This window comes from Mitsuaria sp. TWR114 (genome assembly GCF_007997345.1).
In genome coordinates this window covers 1-17,693 of sequence record NZ_VOSR01000206.1, presented here as the reverse complement: position 1 = coordinate 17,693, position 17,693 = coordinate 1, and the positions used below count along the sequence as shown (strand labels likewise).

Sequence of the window (17,693 nt, the reverse complement as noted above, 5' to 3'; positions counted from 1 at the left end):
TGCTGCTGGTCGACGACAGCCCGGTCAACCTGCTTGTCGCCACGACCATGCTGGAGCGCTCCGGCCTGCGCGTGACGCCGGCGGAACACGGCCGCGACGCGCTCGAGCACTGCGCGCGCAGCGTTTCGACCTGGTGCTGATGGACTGCCAGATGCCGGAGCTTGACGGCTATGCGGCCACCGTCGCCTGGCGCCAGGAGGAGGCGCGCCGGCTGCTGCCGCGCACGCCGGTGGTCGCGCTGACCGCCAGCGCCGTCGACGACGACCGGGCCCGCTGCCTGGCCAGCGGCATGGACGGCTTCCTGGTGAAGCCGTTCGAGATGGACGAGCTGCTGGCCGTCGTCACGCAGCACCTGCGCGGCCCGGCGGCCTCGCCCTCGGGGCAAGCCGCACCACCGGCCGCCGCCGCGGCCTGACCGACGGCCCCCGGCCGGCAGATAATCCCGGCCCATGCACGTTTTCCGAGGCTTCCACCATCCCGGCGTCGCGGCGCACTGCGCGCTGACGATCGGCAACTTCGACGGTGTCCACCGCGGCCATCAGGCCATGCTGGCGCTGCTGCTGTCCGAGGCCCGCCACCGCGGCCTGCCGACCTGCGTGCTGACCTTCGAGCCGCATCCGCGCGACTTCTTCGCCAGCAAGCTCGGCAAGCCCGAACTGGCGCCGGCGCGCATCGCCACGCTGCGCGACAAGCTGCAGGAGCTCGAGCGCTGCGGCGTGGACCAGGTCGTGGTGCTGCGCTTCGACGAGGCGCTGGCCTCGCTGCCGGCGCAGGACTTCATCCAGCAGGTGCTGGTCGAGGGCCTGGGCGCGAAATACGTGCTGGTCGGCGACGACTTCCGTTTCGGCGCCAAGCGCCAGGGCGACTACGCGACCCTGGACGCCGCCGGGCAGCGCCTGGGCTTCGACGTCGCCCGGATGATGAGCTACGAGGTGCATGGGCTGCGGGTGTCGAGCTCGGCCGTGCGCGAGGCGCTGGCCGCCGGCGACATGGACGGCGCGGCGCGGCTGCTTGGCCGGCCGTATGCGATCTCCGGCCATGTGATCCACGGCCAGAAGCTGGGCCGCCAGTTGGCCGAGACCGCGCCCGGCCGCGGCGACGGCTTCCGCACGCTGAACCTGCGCTTCGACCACGACAAGCCGGCCGCGCACGGCATCTTCGCGGTGCGGGTGCACGGCATCGACGGGGACGACGGCCCGGCGCTGGACGGCGTCGCCTCGCTGGGCGTGCGCCCCACCGTCGAGGACGCGGGGCGGGTGCTGCTGGAAGTCCACGCGCTGGACTGGCCGGCGGACCTGGCCGCCCGCCTGGGGGCCGCGGAGGCCTACGGTAAACTCGTGCGCGTGGAACTCCTCCAAAAACTGCGCGATGAAGCCCGTTTCGACGGGCTTGATTCGTTGACGGCCGCGATCCGCGAAGACGTCCGTCAGGCGCGCGACTACTTCGCGCAACAGGCGGCCACCCACGCCGCCGTCCGCCGTCAGACCACCCGCGACCGAATTTGAAGGGCTGACCGCCCTCTCCCGCGCTCAGCCGGCACGCGGCCCTGTGCACCCCACCTCGCCGCCTCCGCGCCCTTCTCTTCATGCCTCGCCGCCCCGCGCACGCCGGGGCTGCCCTCTTCGATTGCCGCTGCCATGACCGACACGTCCAAGCCCGACTACCGCGCCACGCTCAACCTGCCCGACACGCCCTTCCCCATGCGCGGCGACCTGCCCAAGCGCGAGCCGGGCTGGGTCAAGGAATGGGAGGACCAGGGCATCTACCAGCGCCTGCGCGTGGCGCGCCAGGGCAAGCCCAAGTTCGTGCTGCACGACGGCCCGCCCTATGCCAACGGCCAGATCCACATGGGTCACGCGGTCAACAAGATCCTCAAGGACATGATCGTCAAGGCGCGCCAGCTCGAGGGCTTCGACGCCGCCTACATCCCGGGCTGGGACTGCCACGGCCTGCCGATCGAGAACCAGATCGAGAAGACCTTCGGCCGCGGCTGCCGCGCGACGAGGTGCAGGCCAAGAGCCGCAAGTACGCCGGCGAACAGATCGACCAGCAGCGCGCCGACTTCAAGCGCCTGGGCGTGCTGGGCGACTGGGACCACCCCTACCGCACGATGGACTTCAAGAACGAGGCCGGCGAGATCCGCGTGCTCAAGCGCCTGTTCGAGCGCGGCTTCGTGTACCGCGGGCTCAAGCCGGTGTACTGGTGCTTCGACTGCGGTTCCTCGCTGGCCGAGTTCGAGATCGAGTACGCCGACAAGCAGTCGCCCGCCGTCGACGTGGCCTTCCTGAGCGCCGAGCCGGACAAGCTGGCGGCGGCCTTCGGCCTGCAGAAGCTCGACAAGGACGCGTTCACCGTCATCTGGACGACCACGCCCTGGACCATCCCCGCCAACCAGGCGCTCAACCTGAACCCCGAGCTGCCCTATGCGCTGGTGGACACCGAGCGCGGCTACTTCGTCGTGGCCGAGGCGCTGGTCGAGAAGTGCCTGGCCCGCTGGGGCATCGAGGGCCGGCAGGTCGCCGTGACGCCGGGCAAGTCGCTGGAGCTGCTGAAGTTCAAGCACCCGCTGGCCCACGTGCATCCGGGCTTCGACCGCGAAAGCCCCGTCTACCTGGCCGACTACGCCACCGCCGACGACGGCACCGGCGTGGTCCACTCGGCGCCGGCCTACGGCGTGGACGACTTCAACTCGTGCATGGCGCACGGGATGACCTTCAAGGACATCAAGAACCCCGTGCAGGGCAACGGCGTCTATGAGGCCGAGTTGCCGCTGTTCGGCGGCCAGCACATCTGGAAGGCCAACCCGGTCATCGCGCAGGCGCTGCAGGATGCCGGCCGCCTGATGGCCCAGAGCAAGATCAGCCACAGCTACCCGCACTGCTGGCGCCACAAGAGCCCGGTGATCTACCGCGCCGCGGCGCAGTGGTTCGTGCGCATGGACGAAGGCGACGGCGTGTTCACCGTCGACAAGGCGGAGAAGACGCTGCGCCAGCTGGCGCTGGACGCCATCGAGCAGACCAGCTTCTATCCGGAGAACGGCCGCACCCGGCTGCACGACATGATCGCCGGACGGCCCGACTGGTGCATCTCGCGCCAGCGCAGCTGGGGCGTGCCGTTGCCGATCTTCCTGCACAAGGACAGCGGCCAGCCGCATCCGAAGACGCTCGAGTTCATCGAGCGCGCCGCGCAGTTGGTCGAGGCCGGCGGCATCGAGGCCTGGTCCAAGCTCGACCCGGCCGAGTGGCTGGGCGCCGAGGCCGAGCAGTACTCGAAGGGCCAGGACATCCTCGACGTGTGGTTCGACTCGGGCTCCACCTTCCAGCACGTGCTCAAGGGCTCGCATGCCGGCGCGGCGCACGAGACCGGCCCCGAGGCCGACCTCTATCTCGAGGGCCATGACCAGCATCGCGGCTGGTTCCACTCGTCGCTGCTGATCTCGTGCGCGATCAATGGCCGCGCGCCCTATCGCGGCCTGCTGACCCACGGCTTCACCGTGGACAGCCAGGGCCGCAAGATGAGCAAGTCGCTGGGCAACGGCGTCGATCCGCAGGAGACCAGCAAGTCGCTGGGTGCCGAGATCATCCGGCTGTGGGTGGCGGCATCGGACTACTCGGGCGACATCGCCGGCGACAAGAAGATCCTGGACCGCGTGGTGGACGGTTACCGCCGCATCCGCAACACGCTGCGCTTCCTGCTGGCCAACACCTCGGACTTCGACGCCGCCCGCGACGCCGTGCCGATGGACCAGCTGCTCGAGGCCGACCGCTATGCGCTGGCGCGCGCCGCGCAGTTCCAGGAGGAGATCCTGGCGCATTACCAGCGCTACGAGTTCCACCCGGTGGTGGCCAAGCTGCAGGTCTACTGCTCGGAAGACCTGGGCGCGTTCTACCTGGACGTGCTGAAGGACCGCCTGTACACCAGCGCGCCGAAGTCGGCCGCGCGCCGTTCGGCGCAGACCGCGCTGTGGCACATCACCCACGCGATGCTGCGCTGGATGGCGCCGTTCCTGAGCTTCACCGCCGAGGAAGCCTGGAAGGTCTTCGCCGGCAAGCAGGCCGGCGACACGATCTTCACCGAGACCTTCTGGTCCTTCGGCGTCGCGCATGACGACGGCCTGATCGCCAAGTGGAACCGCATCCACGAGGTCCGGGACGCGGTGAACAAGGCGATCGAAGCGGTGCGCACGACCGGCGCGATCGGCTCGTCGCTGCAGGCGGAGATCACGCTGGGCGTGAACGGCGAGGACCTGGCGCTGCTGAGCAGCCTGGGCGACGACCTGAAGTTCGTGCTGATCACCTCGGCCGCGAACGCGGTGCTGGCCGATGAACTGAGCATCACCGTGACGCCGTCGACGCACCAGAAGTGCGAGCGCTGCTGGCACTACCGCGCGGACGTCGGCGCCAATCCGGCGCATCCCACGATCTGCGGCCGCTGCGAGAGCAACCTCCACGGCGACGGCGAGACGCGCACGGTGGCCTGAGCCTGCGCGCATCGACGGCAAGGCCGCCGAGCCCCTGCGGGCCGGCGGCCTTTCTCATGGTCGCGCGGGTCGGCGCGTCGCCGCGGGCGATCCCTCGGGATCGGCGTGGGGTCAGAGCGTGTCGACGTTCAACCCGACACCGATCAGCTCACGGCGTGTGCCGCCGGGTCCGCCGCGCGCCTCCAGGAACACGCGTCCCCGATAGAGCCCCGCCGGCAGGCCCGGATTGTCGCCCTCGACGAACTGCAGGCTCACACGAGGCAGCCGGCGCCCCTCGCAATCAACCGTCGCTGCCATCGGCATCGGCGCGCAGGCGCCGGCAGTCGCCGGCCGCCGGAACGCGCGCAGCACGAGGGTTCGGTCCCGGCCTTCCAGCACATCCCTCACCGTGACGATGACGCGACTCGAGGGCTGCACGCCGCCGGACGCCTCCCCCATCGCGATGCGCACGCGCCTGGACGGGCAGCGCGACACGCACTGGCGAGCCGTCTTGCGCGGAAAGCAGCCCCGCCAGATCCGGCGACTCGTAGCCACGGCTCGCCGTGACGGTGCCTGCGGTCAGGTGCCCGATCCGCAACCGCAGCGGGAAGCGCTCGCGATAACGCCCGTCGCTCGTGCCGACCGCCTCGATCTCGATCTGGCCGACATAGCTGCCTCGCATCAGTCCGGGGTTGTCTTCCGCATGGAAGGACACCGTCAGGCGGGCGCCCCGCCGCTCGCCGCACGTGGTGTCGTCCTCCATCCGCGAGGCCCAGCCGCAACCGGTCTCGCGCTGGCCGCGCAGACGGATCTCGGCCCGGTGGCGCGTCAGTTCGTCCTCCACGACGGCCTGGATGACGCTGTAGCCCGAGGCGCCGGAAGTGGCGGGCTCGGCAGGCCCGGTGGCCCCGGTCTGCGCCGGCACGAGATAGACCACCGTGCCGCTCGAGACGTCTTCCGAGTGATCGCGGGAAACGAACGGGGCGCCGGCGCCGACGCTGAGGCGGTCGCTCAAGGTGCGGATGCCGGGGAAGACGCCTTTCACCCAGTGGACGAGCGCCGCCATGCGAGGGCCTTCCGAGCCACGCCAGCCCTTGTCACGGGCGCTCGCCGTGGCAACGACATGCCAGTAGCCCCAGCGCGCCTGCCAGAAGGCACCGCCGCTGTCGCCCGAGGTCAGCGTGAACCAGCGATCGGTGTCGCCGGTCGGCTGATAGCCGACGGTGAACCGCTGCCGCGCGCGCCCGGTCGCGCGGCCGGGCGCACGGGCCCAGAGGCGCCCTGCGCGGTCAATCGACCGGGTGCCGACATGCCAGGCGCCATAACCGACGAACTCGGTGACTGCCCCCACGGGATGGGCGCTGGCGACGGGGTCGTCGTCGAGGTCGTCGAGCAATGGCGGCGTTTCCGACGCCAGCGGGCGAGCCGTCCGGCGCGGCAGCCGCAGGATCGCCAGGTCGCTGTCGCTGGCGCTGCCGTCCTGCTCGACCGCGTCGCCGTCCTGCGACGGGCGCGGCATCGGGATGAAGGCCAGGCCTCGCCCTTCATGCCTCGACGGGAGACGGCTGCTCAACGTCACCGGCCCCAGGGACCGGGCCCAGGGGGCGTGCCGGAAATCACTGGCCACGCAATGCGCCGCGGTCATGACGAAGGCATGCTGCTCGTCTTCGCCGAGCCAGGTCGCGGTGCAGTCGCGGTCGGTGCCGGGAAAGCGCAACTGACCCACATTGCGGAACCTGGGCTGGAGGCTCTCCCGCTCCAGGGGGGTCTGCACCAGGTGCAGGAAGGACAGCGGCTCGTCGAGCCGGCCACCGAGGGCCTCGAACCGCTGTTCGTTGATACCGATGGCGAGGGCCTTGGTGGCCGCCGCTGCCGTGGCGATCGCGATCGCCGCTCGTTGGATCCTGGTGCTCATCGTCGCTGCCTGTGCTCTTGGAGACAGGCAGCGATCGTGTTGAGACCCCTTCTAAACCGGGATCGCTATTGCAGGTCGTGGCGGCTCAGGCGCCGACCTCGTTAGGTGGGTCTGGCCATCAATCCTTGCTATTCAATCCCCGCATCCAGACCAAACCGTCGGAGGTGCCACCTGCGACATCGCCCCGCCGCGGCCGGTACTCGCAGCCGATCCAGCCGTCCCAGCCGGTGGCCGCCGCGATCTCGTCGATTGCAGCCAGCGCGCCGCGCCAGTCCAGCGAGCCCACGTCCGGCTCATGCCGGCCCGGCATGCCGGCGATCTGGCAATGCGCGACACGACCCGTCGGCAGCCAGCGCCGCACCTGCGCGACCACATCCCCCTCGACACGCGCGCAGTGGTACAGGTCCATCTGGACCCTCAGATGCGCCGCGCCAATGCGATCGACGATCGCATGCGCCTCCTCCTGGCGCTGCAGCAGGTAGCCCGGCATGTCGTGCGGATTGATGGGCTCGATCATCAGCGTCACGCCCGCGCGCGCAGCCTGCTCAGCAGCCCAGCGCAGACCCGCCTCGTAGCGCGCGAGCGCGGCATCGCGCGAAACATCCGGCGGCAACACCCCCGCCAGCACGTGCAGCCGCGGCGACCCCACCCGGCTCGCGTAATCCAGCCCGCGCTCGATCGAATCTCGAAAGTCAGCCTCCCGCCCCGCCAGCGACGCCAAACCACGCTCACCCGCCGCCCAGTCGCCCGGCGGCGCATTGATCAACACGACCTCAACACCCGCCGCATCCGCCCGGGCTCGCAACTCAGCAGCCGGCATGTCATACGGGAACAAACACTCCACTGCCGCAAACCCGTCGCGGGCTGCAGCAGAGAAACGGTCGAGGAACGGGAGATCCTGGTACAGGAATCCAAGGTTGGCAGCGAATCGAGGCATGCGGCGTAGTGTCACCGAGCCCGCGCAAAACTGCCCGAGGCCGGCGGCGGAGCCCGCTTTCGGCGCTCAACTCGCTCTGCTCACCTTCGGCTCGCGACGCTCAAACAGAACGCGCCTGGTCAGTTATGGAAGCGGGCTCCGCCGCCGGCCTCGGGCAGTTCTGCGCCCCCTCCACGAAGAACGGCCCCGGAGGGCCGTTCTGGAAAAGTGCGTCGGACGTTGGCGTCAGCAGCAGCGGCCCGTGCGGGCGCTGTAGCGAGCCTCCTGGCGCTCGAGGAAGAAGGCCTCGTAGCTCAGGGGCTCATCGTCAGGATGCGTGCGCGCCATGTGCGCCAGGTAGGCACCATAGTCCGCGCCAATCAGCTGCTGACGCACGCCACGGGCCATGTAGCGGCCCGCCTGCAGCATGTCCGACGCAGCGGACAACGCCGCCTGCGCGGCGTCCGCAGCCACCTGCTTAAGCATGGCCGCCCGCCACCGCGCCCTCAGGCATGCGCTCGAACGGCGTCTCCTGCACCGTGGGCTTGCGCTCGGCACGCGCCTTCAGCACCGCCTTCACGCTGTACACCAGCACGCTGATCACGACGAACATGAAAAGGCCGCACAGCGCAGCATCCAGCCGGTCATTGAAGATCACCCGCTCCATCGCCTCCAGGCTCTTGGCCGGCGCCAGGACCTTGCCCGCCGCCAGGGAATCAGCGTACTTCGAGGCATGCGCCAGGAAGCCCACCTTCGGATCGGCACTGAAGATCTTCTGCCAGCCCGCCGTCATCGTGCACACCAGCAGCCAGGCCGCCGGCACGATCGTGGTCCACGCGTAACGGTCCTTCTTCATCTTGAACAGCACCACCGTGCCCAGCAGCAACGCCACCGCCGCCAGCATCTGGTTGGCAATGCCGAACAGCGGCCACAAGGTGTTGATGCCGCCCAGCGGATCCACCACGCCCTGGTACAGGAAGTAGCCCCAGGCCGACACGCACAGGCCCGTGGCGATCAGGTTGGCCGGCAGCGATTCGGTGCGCTTGAGCGCCGGCACGAAGGTGCCCAGCAGGTCCTGCAGCATGAAGCGGCCCGCCCGGGTGCCCGCGTCGACCGCGGTCAGGATGAACAGCGCCTCGAACAGGATCGCGAAGTGGTACCAGAAGGCCATCATCGCCTTGCCACCCACGACCTGATGCAGGATGTGCGCCATGCCCACCGCCAGCGTCGGAGCGCCACCGGCGCGCGCCAGGATGGTGTTCTCGCCGACGTCCTTGGCGGTCTGCACCAGCATCTCCGGCGTGATCACGAAGCCCCAGGTGGAGAGCGTCGCCGCCACCGTCTCGGGCGTGCTGCCGACCAGCGCGGCCGGGCTGTTCATCGCGAAGTAGACGCCCGGCTCGATGCACGAGGCCGCCACCAGCGCCATCACCGCCACGAAGGATTCGGCCAGCATGCCGCCGTAGCCGATGAAGCGCGCGTTGACCTCGTTGTCCAGCATCTTGGGCGTGGTGCCCGAGCTGATCAGCGCATGGAAGCCCGACACCGCGCCGCAGGCGATGGTGATGAACAGGAAGGGGAACAGGTTGCCCGACCAGACCGGGCCGTTGCCGGCCGCGAACTGGGTGAACGACGGCATCTGCATCGGCGGGGCGACGACCACGATGCCGATCGCCAGCGCGATGATCGTGCCGATCTTCAGGAAGGTGGAGAGGTAGTCGCGCGGCGCCAGCAGCAGCCACACCGGGATGCAGGCGGCGACGAAGCCGTAGCCGATCAGCATCCACGTCAGCACCTTGCCGTCGTAGGTGAACATCGGCGCCCAGGTCGGGCTCTCATGCACCCACTGGCCGGCGACGATCGCCAGCATCAGCAGCACGAAGCCGATGACGGAGACCTCGCCGATGCGGCCCGGACGGATGAAGCGCAGGTACACGCCCATGAACAGCGCGACCGGGATCGTCGCCGCGACGGTGAAGGTGCCCCAGGGCGAGTGCGCCAGCGCCTTCACCACGATCAGCGCCAGCACCGCCAGGATGATGATCATGATCATGAACGCGCCGAACAGCGCGATGACGCCGGGCACCGTGCCCATCTCCTGCTTGACGAGGTCGCCCAGCGAGCGGCCGTCGCGGCGCGTGGAGATGAACAGCACGATGAAGTCCTGCACCGCGCCGGCGAAGATCACGCCGGCCAGGATCCACAGCAGGCCCGGCAGGTAACCCATCTGCGCCGCGAGCACGGGGCCGACCAGCGGGCCCGCGCCGGCGATGGCGGCGAAGTGGTGGCCGTACAGGACGTACTTGTGGGTCGGGACGAAGTCCAGCCCGTCGTTGTACTTCCAGGCGGGCGTCTGGCGGGTCGGGTCCAGGCCCAGGACCTTGGTCGCCAGGAAGAGGCTGTAGTAGCGGTAGCCGATGAGGTACACGCAGATCGCGGCGACGACGACCCACAGGGCGCTCACCGCTTCTCCGTTGGCGAGCGCCACGGTGGCCAGGGCGAACGCCCCGAGGATGGCCACGCCCGCCCAGGCGAGGTGGCGACTCAAGTTCGACATCGATGTCTCCTTATTGGGCGCGCACCGACGGACGAGTGGGACCTGGCACGCGAGCTCTGTTTGCCGCGGCAGTTTCCATGCCCGTGCGCTTCCCCACATCCGTCGAGCGGACTAGTCCACCGGCGTAGGAGCGCTTAAGTGGAAACCCTCGGCGGCGCGGCGATCGCCCCTCGGGGCGAGGCCCGCGCAGCCCGTCAGACCTCGTCGCGATGCGGGCCGCGGGCGTGCTCGACCGCGTAGCGGATCAGCTCGGCCTGGCCCTCGAGCTCGAGCTTGCGCTTGATGTTCTGGCGGTGCGTCTCGACGGTCCTCACGGAGAGGTCGAGCGCCTTGGCGATCTGCTTGCTCGATTCGCCGCGGCCGAGCGCGGAGAGGATTTCGCTCTCGCGCGGCGAGAGGATGGGCCGCGGCTGCTGGCTGCGGAACATCCGCTTGGATACGCCCGGGCTGAGGAAGGTGCCGCCCGCCGCCACGGCGTCGATGGCGGCGACGATCTCGCCGGCCGGCGCGTCCTTGAGCACGTAGCCGCGGGCGCCGGCCTGCAGCGCGCGCTGCACGTACTCGGGGTTGTCGTACATGCTGTACATCAGCACGCGCAGCTCGGGCGCGCGCTCCAGCATGGTCTGCGCCAGCTGGATGCCGTTGTGCCCCTTCAGGCCGACGTCCAGCAGCACGACCTCGGGCTGCGTGGCGATGAGCATCATCATGGCCTCCTCCGCGTTGCCGGCCTCGCCGACGACGAGGTAGCGCGGCTCGCCCTGCAGCCGCGAGCGCACGCCCTCGCGCACCAGCGGATGGTCGTCGACCAGCAGGAGGCGCACGGGCGTGGCCGTGCCGGGGGCGGAGAGGCGCTCGGGGCTCATGGGGCGGGATTGTCGCGCGCCAGACGCCGGATCGCCGCGGCGCTCACCAGCGCCTCGATCTGGGTGCCGTGTCCCGGGCTGGTCTGCAGGTCCAGCGCGCCGCCGACCGAGGCCATGCGCTCGCGCATGTTGCGCAGGCCGATGCCCAGCCGGGGATCGGCGCGCTCGGCCGCCTCGGGGTCGAAGCCGTCCCCGTCGTCGAGCACCCGCAGCAGGACGCCGCCGGGCTCGCCGCGCGGATCCTCGGGCGCGAACTCGAGCGCCATCTCGACCCGCGCCGCGCCCGCATGCTTGGCCACGTTCGTCAGCGCCTCCTGCGCGACCCGGAACAGCACCGTGTTGAGCAGCTCCGGCAATTCGCGCGGCTCGCCGGACACGCGCATCGAGACCGGCACCGCGCCGCCCTCGTCGAATTCGCGCGCCAGGTGTTCGAGCGCGGCCGGCAGGCCGAGTGTGTCCAGCAGCGCCGGCCGCAGCCGGTGCGAGAGGCCGCGGACCTCGGTCAGGCTGGCATTCAGGCGCTCCAGCGCGCGGGGCAGCAGCGCGGTCGAGCCGGCCTGCTGCGCCGATTCGATCAGCAGCTTGGTCGACACCAGCGTCTGGCTGACGCCGTCGTGCAGCTCGCGCGAGAGGTGGGCCCGCTCTTCCTCCTGCGAGCGCACCACCTCGTGCGCCAGCGCTCGCAGCTTGGCCTCGGACTGGCGGTGCTCGCTGAGGTTGAGCGCCAGCGCGCAGGCGCTGATCAGCGCGACGCCGAAGAGCGCGATCGCCGCGATGCCCCACATCGTGCGGGCGATGTTGGCCTGCGCCTCCCGGTCGAGCTGCTCCAGCGTCGCGCGGATGCCGTCCAGGTAGAGCCCCGTGCCCAGCATCCAGTTCCAGCGCTCCATCGCCACGACGTAACCGAGCTTGGGCGCGCGCTCGCCGCTGGACGGCTTGCGCCATTCGTAGTCGACATAACCGCCGCCGGCCTTGGCCTGCGCGACCAGCTGCTGGATGGTCGGCCGCCCCTGCGCGTCGCGCAGACCCCAGAGGTTGCGCCCGACCAGTTCCGGTTGCCGCGAATGCATCAGCACCCGGCCCTGCAGGTCATAGACGAAGAAGTAGCCGTCCTCGCCGTAGTCCAGCGCGGACAGCAGCCGCAGCGCCTCGCGCTTGTCGCGCTCGACGTCGGCGTCGCTGGTCCGGGCGGCCAGCGCGGGCGAGCGCTCGTATAGCGGCTGCAGCGTGCTGACGGCCAGCTCGACGTAATGGCGCAGCTCGTCGCGGCGCGCGTCCATGTAGGCGCGCTGCACGGCGGCGTGCTCGCGCTGGAGCAGCTCGCGCTCCTGCTGGCGTACCGCCACCGCGATCAGCAGCAGCGAGGCGACCAGCGGCAGCAGCGCCAGCAGCAGGATCTTCAGGCGGAGTCTCATCGGGTCCTCTTCGGGCCCGCACTGTAGCCGCACGGCGCGCCCGTGGCGGACGCTACAGTTGCGGGTTTCGCGCCCGCGCCTTCCCTACCCGCAGCAGCCATGGCCACCAAGTCCCCGTCCTCGTCGAACAACCGCCTGATCCAGTGGCTGGCCATCGCCCTGCTGGTGATCGTGGCCGATCAGTTCACCAAGGTGCTGATCCTGCACAGCTTCCAGTACGGGGACAGCCACTACGTCCTGCCCTTCTTCAACCTGGTGCGGGTCCACAACACCGGCGCGGCCTTCAGCTTCCTGGCCGGCGCCTCGGGCTGGCAGCGCTGGTTCTTCGTCGGCCTGGGCGTGGCCGCCGCGGTCTTCATCATCTGGATGCTGCGCCGCCACGGCCACCAGACCCAGTTCGCCTGGGCCCTCAGCCTGATCCTGGGCGGCGCGGTGGGCAACATCGTCGACCGGCTGCTGCACGGCTACGTCGTCGACTTCATCCAGCTGCACTGGGCCGGCTGGTACTACCCGTCGTTCAACATCGCCGACAGCGCCATCACCATCGGCGCCGTCCTGCTGATCTGGGACGAGCTGCGCCGCGTCAAGCGCGGCTGATCCGCGCCCTGCCCCCTCCACCCCAGGGTTCCTCCGGAGAAACGAGGCTGGCGTTCCGGCGCCCGCCTGCGTAGCCTTGTCGACATCGAGGGCCGCGTCACGCATGCGCGGCTCGGAGGGATTCCACCGGGCGACATCGGCCCGCCATCCGGCGAGCGCCGCGGCAATGCGCGCGCGACGCGACGGCGGGCGCTCTTCACGCACTGGCGCGGGGCCGCGCACGGCCGCGCGGGGGACGTGACGAAGTGGACATCGCGACCATGGACAGGACACGGCCGGCGGCGACAATCCGCTGCGACCAAACGTAACCAGAACAGGGCCTCGCCCCCATGCTCGACTTCTCCTGCCTGACCCACTATGACTGGCTCGATGTGCCCATGTGGGTCTACGACCAGGAGCGTCAGCGCAACCTGTGGGCCAACGCCGCGGCGCTGGCCTTCTGGCGGGCGGACAACGCCGAGGAGTTCCTGTCCCGCGACCTCAGCGACATGAGCCCCTCGGTGGCCGAGCGGCTGGCCGTGACCGCCGCCGACCACACGCAGGGCAAGCTCGTGCGCGAGCAGTGGACGCTCTACCCCAAGGGCCAGCCCACCACGGTGATGCTGGTCTCCCGCGGCATCCGCACGCCCGACAAGCGCCAGGTGATGCTGTTCGCCGCCGATTCGCTGGTGAGCGGCGTCGACAAGAGCCTGCTGCGCGGGGTCGAGGCGCTGCAGCACACCTCGGTGCGCATCGCCGTGTTCTCGCTACGCGACGGCAGCGTGCTGATGCGCAACCCCGCCGCGGCGATGTGCTTCAACGGCCTGCGCAAGACCATCGGCGCGACCGACTTCAGCGCCATCTTCCCGGAGCCCGACCTGGCGCGCCGCATCATGGCCCAGGTGCGTGGCGGCCAGACCTTCGGCGCCGAGCTCGAGATCAACACCGCCAATGGCCGGCGCTGGCATGCCGTCGACGCGCGACCGATGCGCGATCCCGTCAGCGGCGAGGTGGTGCTGCAACTCAACGCCCGCGACATCGGCGACTTCAAGGCGACGCAGGCGCAGCTCGAGGCCGCGCGCGAGGCCGCCGAGGCCGCCAGCCAGGCCAAGAGCTCCTTCCTGGCCAACATGAGCCACGAGATCCGCACGCCCATGAATGGCGTGCTGGGCCTGACCGAGCTGGTGCTGCAGACCGAGCTCAACGAGCGCCAGCGCAAGTTCATCGAGCTCGCGCACAGCTCGGCCAAGGGCCTGATGGTCATCATCAACGACCTGCTGGACATCGCGAAGATCGAGGCCGGCCGCGTGATCATCGACCAGGCCCCGTTCAGCCTGCACGACTGCCTGCGCGAGGCGCTGCATCCGCTGCTGCTGCAGGCGCACGAGAAGGGCCTGCAACTGCATGCGCGCGTGCAGCCCGGCGTGCCGCAGCACCTGCTGGGCGACGCGCTGCGGCTGCGTCAGATCCTGGTGAACCTGGTCGGCAACGCGCTCAAGTTCACCGAGCGCGGCGAGGTCCGCGTCGACATCCAGCGCATCGACGCCGACGAGCCGCTCCATGCCGGCCCGCTGCGGCTGCGCATCGCGGTGCATGACACCGGCATCGGCATGACGCGCGAGCAGATCGCGCAGATCTTCAGCCCGTTCACGCAGGCCGACGGCAGCATCACCCGCCGCTACGGCGGCACCGGCCTGGGCCTGACCATCGTCAAGCGCCTGGTCGAGCTGATGGGCGGCGAGGTGCAGGTGGAAAGCCAACCCGGCGCCGGCTCCTGCTTCAGCTTCGAGGTCAAGGTCTCGCAGCCGCTGGTGCTGGACGAGGTGCTGCGCACCGAAACCGTGGACGTCGATGTCCACGAGACGACCGCGGGGGCGCTCGACGACGAGACCGCCACCGACTTCGGCGCGGACACTGTGCCGGCGGGGCTCGACGAACTGCCGCCGCCGCGCCGCGTCGTCACCGACGCGGGCGGTCCGCAGGCGCTCGCGGACACGCGCCGGGCCACGCTGACACCGGCGCGAACCGACGCGCGGGACGAGCGCAGCGCCAACGAGGCGCTGCTCGACGCGGAGACGGTGGCCGCCGACCTCGACGGCCCGATCACCGCGTCCGGTTCAAACCAGCAGCACGCCTGAGCCGGTGGTCGTGCGGGCCTCCAGCTCGCGATGGGCGCGCTGGACTTCGTCGAACGGATAACGCTGCTCGACCTCGATCCGCACCGCGCCGCGCTCGACCGCGGCGAACAGGTCGCCGGCGATCTCCTGCGTGGTCTCGAGCGAATCGAGGTGCACGAACAGCGAGGGCCGCGTGAGGTACAGCGCCTTGGCCGACAGCGCGCCCAGCGCCACCGGCGGGACCACGCCCGAGGCATTGCCGAAGCTCACCATCAGCCCGAACGGCCGCAGGCTGGCCAGCGAGCCTTCCCAGGTCGAGGCGCCGACCGAGTCGTAGACCACCTTCACGCCGCGGCCGCCGGTGATCTCCTTGACCCGCTCGGCGAAGTTCTCGGTCGCGTAGTTGATCGCGAACTCGGCGCCATGGTCGAGCGCCAGGCGGCACTTGGCGTCGCTGCCGGCGGTGGCGATCAGCCGCAGCCCCAGCGCCTTGGCCCATTGGCACGCGATCAGCCCGACGCCGCCCGCCGCCGCGTGGAAGAGCACGTGGTCGCCCGGCTGCAGCCCGCCCTGGGGCAGCGTGCGGCGCAGCAGGTATTGCACCGTCATGCCCTTGAGCATCATCGCGGCGCCCTGCTCGAAGCTCAGGAAGTCCGGCAGCTTCACGACGCAGCGGGCCGGCATCACGCGCGCGGTCGCGTAGGCGCCGATGGGCTGGCTCGCATACGCGGCGCGGTCGCCGGGGCGCAGGTGGGTGACGCCCTCGCCCACCGCCTCGACGATGCCGGCGCCTTCCATGCCCAGGCCGCTGGGCAGGGGCAGCGGATAGACGCCGCTGCGGTGGTAGATGTCGATGTAGTTCAAGCCGCAGGCCGCGTGGCGGATGCGGATCTCGCCCGGGCCGGGGTCGCCGACCTGGACCGGCTCGATCGTCAGGACTTCCGGTCCTCCAGCTTGCGAGATGCGCACGGCTCTGTCGCTCATCGGGGTTCTCCTCATGGGGGGATGTCGCTCGCGCGTCGCCCGACGCGTCGATTGCGGCTATCGTGCCAGCCTCCCGACCGACGCGCATCGCCGCGATGAGCTTGACCCCACGCCTGGCCCTGATGCTGACCCTGCCCCCGCTGCTGTGGGCCGGCAACGCCGTGGTCGGGCGCTCGGTCGGCCCGCTGGTGCCGCCGCTGCTGCTCAACGCGATGCGCTGGACGCTGGCCTTCGCGCTGCTGCTGCTGATCGCCCGCCCGGCGCGCGCGCTGCTGCAAGACCTGGCCCCGCTGCGGGCCCGCTGGGGCTACTTCGCGCTGACCGGGCTGCTGGGCATGGGCTGCTACAACGCGCTGCAGTACCAGGCGCTGCACAGCTCCACCGCGCTCAACGTGACGCTGATCGCCGCCAGCCTGCCGGTGTGGATGCTGGCGGTGGGCGCGCTGCTCTATCGCGTCTGGCCGACGCGCCGCCAGCTCGCCGGGGCGCTGCTGTCGCTCGGCGGCGTCGCGCTGGTGATCTCGCGCGGACACCTGGAACGCCTGGCACAGGTGCAGTTCGTGCGGGGCGACCTGCTGATGCTGCTGGCCGTGCTGACCTGGGCCTTCTACAGCTGGCTGCTGGCGCGGCCGCCCGCCCACATGCAGGGCGAGCGCCGGCCCGACTGGGACTGGTCCGCGCTGCTGATGGCGCAGATGCTGTTCGGGCTGGTCTTCAGCTGGGCCTCGGCCGGCGCGGAGCAGGCCATCGGCGTGCCCCCGGTGCGCTGGGGCTGGCCGATGGCGGCGGCGCTGGTCTACGTGGCGGTCGCCGTCGTTGATCGCCTACCGCTGCTGGGGGCTGGGCGTCGCCCAGGCGGGGCCGACGCTGGCCGCCTTCTTCGGCAACCTGACACCGGTGTTCGCGGCGCTGATGTCGGCAGCGCTGCTGGGCGAATGGCCGGCCTGGTTCCACGGCGCGGCCTTCGCGCTGATCGCGGCGGGCATCGTGGTGTCCTCGGGCCGGCGCTGAAGTCGGAAGCCGCTCGCGGCGTCACGGCGCCAGCGGCACCCACACGCCGTTGAGGACCAGACCGCGCGGCGCCGTCCGGACCGGTTCACGGGGCACCGCGCTCACGTCCCGCGCTTCGACGTCGACGACGTCCCGCTCCGCTCGCCCCATCAGGCGCGTCGACCTGCCGACCGCATCGCCGGCACCGACGCGCGCGCGGCGCTCGACGCGCTCCAAACGCACGACGCGTTCGACACGCTCGACGCGTTCGACGCATTCAATGCGCTCGACGATCTCGATCCGGTCGCGGGGCATGGGGACGATCCGACGCCGAAAGGCGGGGTGGTGACGACCGGCCCATTCTTCGGCGCCGACCGGATCGGTTCCATCCCCTTCATGCGCCAAATGCGCGATCTACCCACCTCTCTAGGTGGGCGACTAGCAATGGCTTGCTAGTCCACCACGCGATACGCGGCCCCCCGCTCCAGACGGGGCCGAATCACTCCCGCTTCAAAAGGTGCCCGGATAGGCACCCCCGTCCAGCAGGATGTTCTGCCCGGTCAGGTAGCCGGCGTGGGCCGAGCACATCAGCGCGCAGATCGCGCCGAACTCCGCGGCGCTGCCGAAGCGCTGGGCCGGGATCGCGCCCATGCGCTTGGCGCGCACGTCGTCGATCGGCTGTCCGGACTTCTGCGCGCCGGCGGCCAGGGTCTTCTGCAGGCGTTCGGTATCGAAGGCGCCCGGCAGCAGGTTGTTGATCGTGACGTTGCGGCCGGCGATGCGCGGCTGGCGCGCGATGCCCGCGACGAAGCCGGTCAGGCCGGAGCGGGCGCCGTTGGACAGCCCCAGCACGTCGATCGGCGCCTTCACCGCGCCGGAGGTGATGTTGACGATGCGGCCG

The 17,693-nt window shown here is 70.5% G+C and carries 14 protein-coding genes and 2 pseudogenes; 6 read left to right on the top strand and 10 right to left on the bottom strand.

The features are described 5' to 3' along the window. Nucleotides 1-109 precede the first annotated feature (109 nt). From FUT87_RS09565 to ileS, 3 genes and pseudogenes are all read left to right on the top strand, one after another. On the top strand, nucleotides 110-415 hold the full coding sequence (locus FUT87_RS09565) for a response regulator (RefSeq protein WP_255511746.1): 306 nt from the start codon (nucleotides 110-112) through the stop codon (nucleotides 413-415). A gap of 34 nt (nucleotides 416-449) precedes the next feature. Continuing rightward, nucleotides 450-1,505, top strand: a complete 1,056-nt coding sequence (locus tag FUT87_RS09560; protein ID WP_147240883.1) for a bifunctional riboflavin kinase/FAD synthetase — start codon at nucleotides 450-452, stop codon at nucleotides 1,503-1,505. 132 nt (nucleotides 1,506-1,637) lie between these two features. Then, nucleotides 1,638-4,480, top strand: a pseudogene (ileS, locus tag FUT87_RS09555) (isoleucine--tRNA ligase). Nucleotides 4,481-4,591: 111 nt separating this feature from the next. On the opposite strand, the gene FUT87_RS28605 reads toward ileS, so the two are convergent. The 7 genes from FUT87_RS28605 to FUT87_RS09525 all read right to left on the bottom strand — a co-directional run bounded on the left by FUT87_RS28605 (nucleotide 4,592) and on the right by FUT87_RS09525 (nucleotide 12,125). After that, nucleotides 4,592-4,735 (bottom strand): hypothetical protein, encoded by a 144-nt coding sequence (locus FUT87_RS28605; RefSeq protein ID WP_186830455.1) that lies wholly within the window; start codon nucleotides 4,733-4,735, stop codon nucleotides 4,592-4,594. A gap of 25 nt (nucleotides 4,736-4,760) precedes the next feature. Continuing rightward, nucleotides 4,761-6,374 (bottom strand): serine protease, encoded by a 1,614-nt coding sequence (locus FUT87_RS09550; RefSeq protein WP_147240882.1) that lies wholly within the window; start codon nucleotides 6,372-6,374, stop codon nucleotides 4,761-4,763. A gap of 118 nt (nucleotides 6,375-6,492) precedes the next feature. Beyond that, on the bottom strand, nucleotides 6,493-7,311 hold the full coding sequence (locus FUT87_RS09545; RefSeq protein ID WP_147240881.1) for a hydroxypyruvate isomerase family protein: 819 nt from the start codon (nucleotides 7,309-7,311) through the stop codon (nucleotides 6,493-6,495). Nucleotides 7,312-7,536: 225 nt separating this feature from the next. Continuing rightward, nucleotides 7,537-7,719, bottom strand: a complete 183-nt coding sequence (locus FUT87_RS09540; RefSeq protein WP_091725110.1) for a YbdD/YjiX family protein — start codon at nucleotides 7,717-7,719, stop codon at nucleotides 7,537-7,539. Between the two features lie 49 nt (nucleotides 7,720-7,768). Continuing rightward, nucleotides 7,769-9,847, bottom strand: a complete 2,079-nt coding sequence (locus tag FUT87_RS09535; protein WP_091723562.1) for a carbon starvation CstA family protein — start codon at nucleotides 9,845-9,847, stop codon at nucleotides 7,769-7,771. A 194-nt stretch (nucleotides 9,848-10,041) separates the two neighbouring features. Beyond that, nucleotides 10,042-10,710 carry a response regulator transcription factor gene (locus FUT87_RS09530; RefSeq protein ID WP_147240880.1) on the bottom strand — a complete coding sequence of 223 codons (669 nt, stop codon included), beginning with the start codon at nucleotides 10,708-10,710 and terminating at the stop codon, nucleotides 10,042-10,044. Continuing rightward, nucleotides 10,707-12,125 (bottom strand): cache domain-containing protein, encoded by a 1,419-nt coding sequence (locus tag FUT87_RS09525; protein WP_147240879.1) that lies wholly within the window; start codon nucleotides 12,123-12,125, stop codon nucleotides 10,707-10,709. The genes FUT87_RS09530 and FUT87_RS09525 overlap by 4 nt, the downstream gene beginning before the upstream one ends. Nucleotides 12,126-12,224: 99 nt before the next feature. Here FUT87_RS09525 and lspA point away from each other — a divergent pair, with 99 nt between their 5' ends. Both lspA and FUT87_RS09515 read left to right on the top strand, forming a co-directional pair. Then, entirely contained in the window at nucleotides 12,225-12,722 is a 498-nt protein-coding gene (lspA, locus tag FUT87_RS09520; RefSeq protein ID WP_091723555.1) for a signal peptidase II, read from the top strand. A 329-nt stretch (nucleotides 12,723-13,051) separates the two neighbouring features. Continuing rightward, the gene (locus tag FUT87_RS09515) at nucleotides 13,052-14,839 is read left to right on the top strand and encodes an ATP-binding protein (protein ID WP_147240878.1); all 1,788 of its coding nucleotides are present in this window, start codon (nucleotides 13,052-13,054) and stop codon (nucleotides 14,837-14,839) included. Here FUT87_RS09515 and FUT87_RS09510 read toward each other — a convergent pair. Further along, nucleotides 14,819-15,802, bottom strand: coding sequence for a quinone oxidoreductase (locus FUT87_RS09510; protein ID WP_147240877.1), 984 nt, complete (start codon nucleotides 15,800-15,802; stop codon nucleotides 14,819-14,821). The two genes, FUT87_RS09515 and FUT87_RS09510, sit on opposite strands and share 21 nt — an antisense overlap. A 95-nt stretch (nucleotides 15,803-15,897) precedes the next feature. Between FUT87_RS09510 and FUT87_RS09505 the strand changes: the two are divergent. Continuing rightward, nucleotides 15,898-16,813: pseudogene (locus FUT87_RS09505) on the top strand (DMT family transporter). A 21-nt stretch (nucleotides 16,814-16,834) separates the two neighbouring features. Here the strand turns inward: FUT87_RS09505 and FUT87_RS09500 are convergent. After that, nucleotides 16,835-17,107: a hypothetical protein gene (locus FUT87_RS09500; RefSeq protein ID WP_091723545.1), complete on the bottom strand. Its 273-nt coding sequence runs from the start codon at nucleotides 17,105-17,107 to the stop codon at nucleotides 16,835-16,837. Nucleotides 17,108-17,302: 195 nt separating this feature from the next. Further along, on the bottom strand, nucleotides 17,303-17,693 hold a 391-nt coding region (locus tag FUT87_RS09495), incomplete at its 5' end, for an SDR family oxidoreductase (protein WP_147240876.1).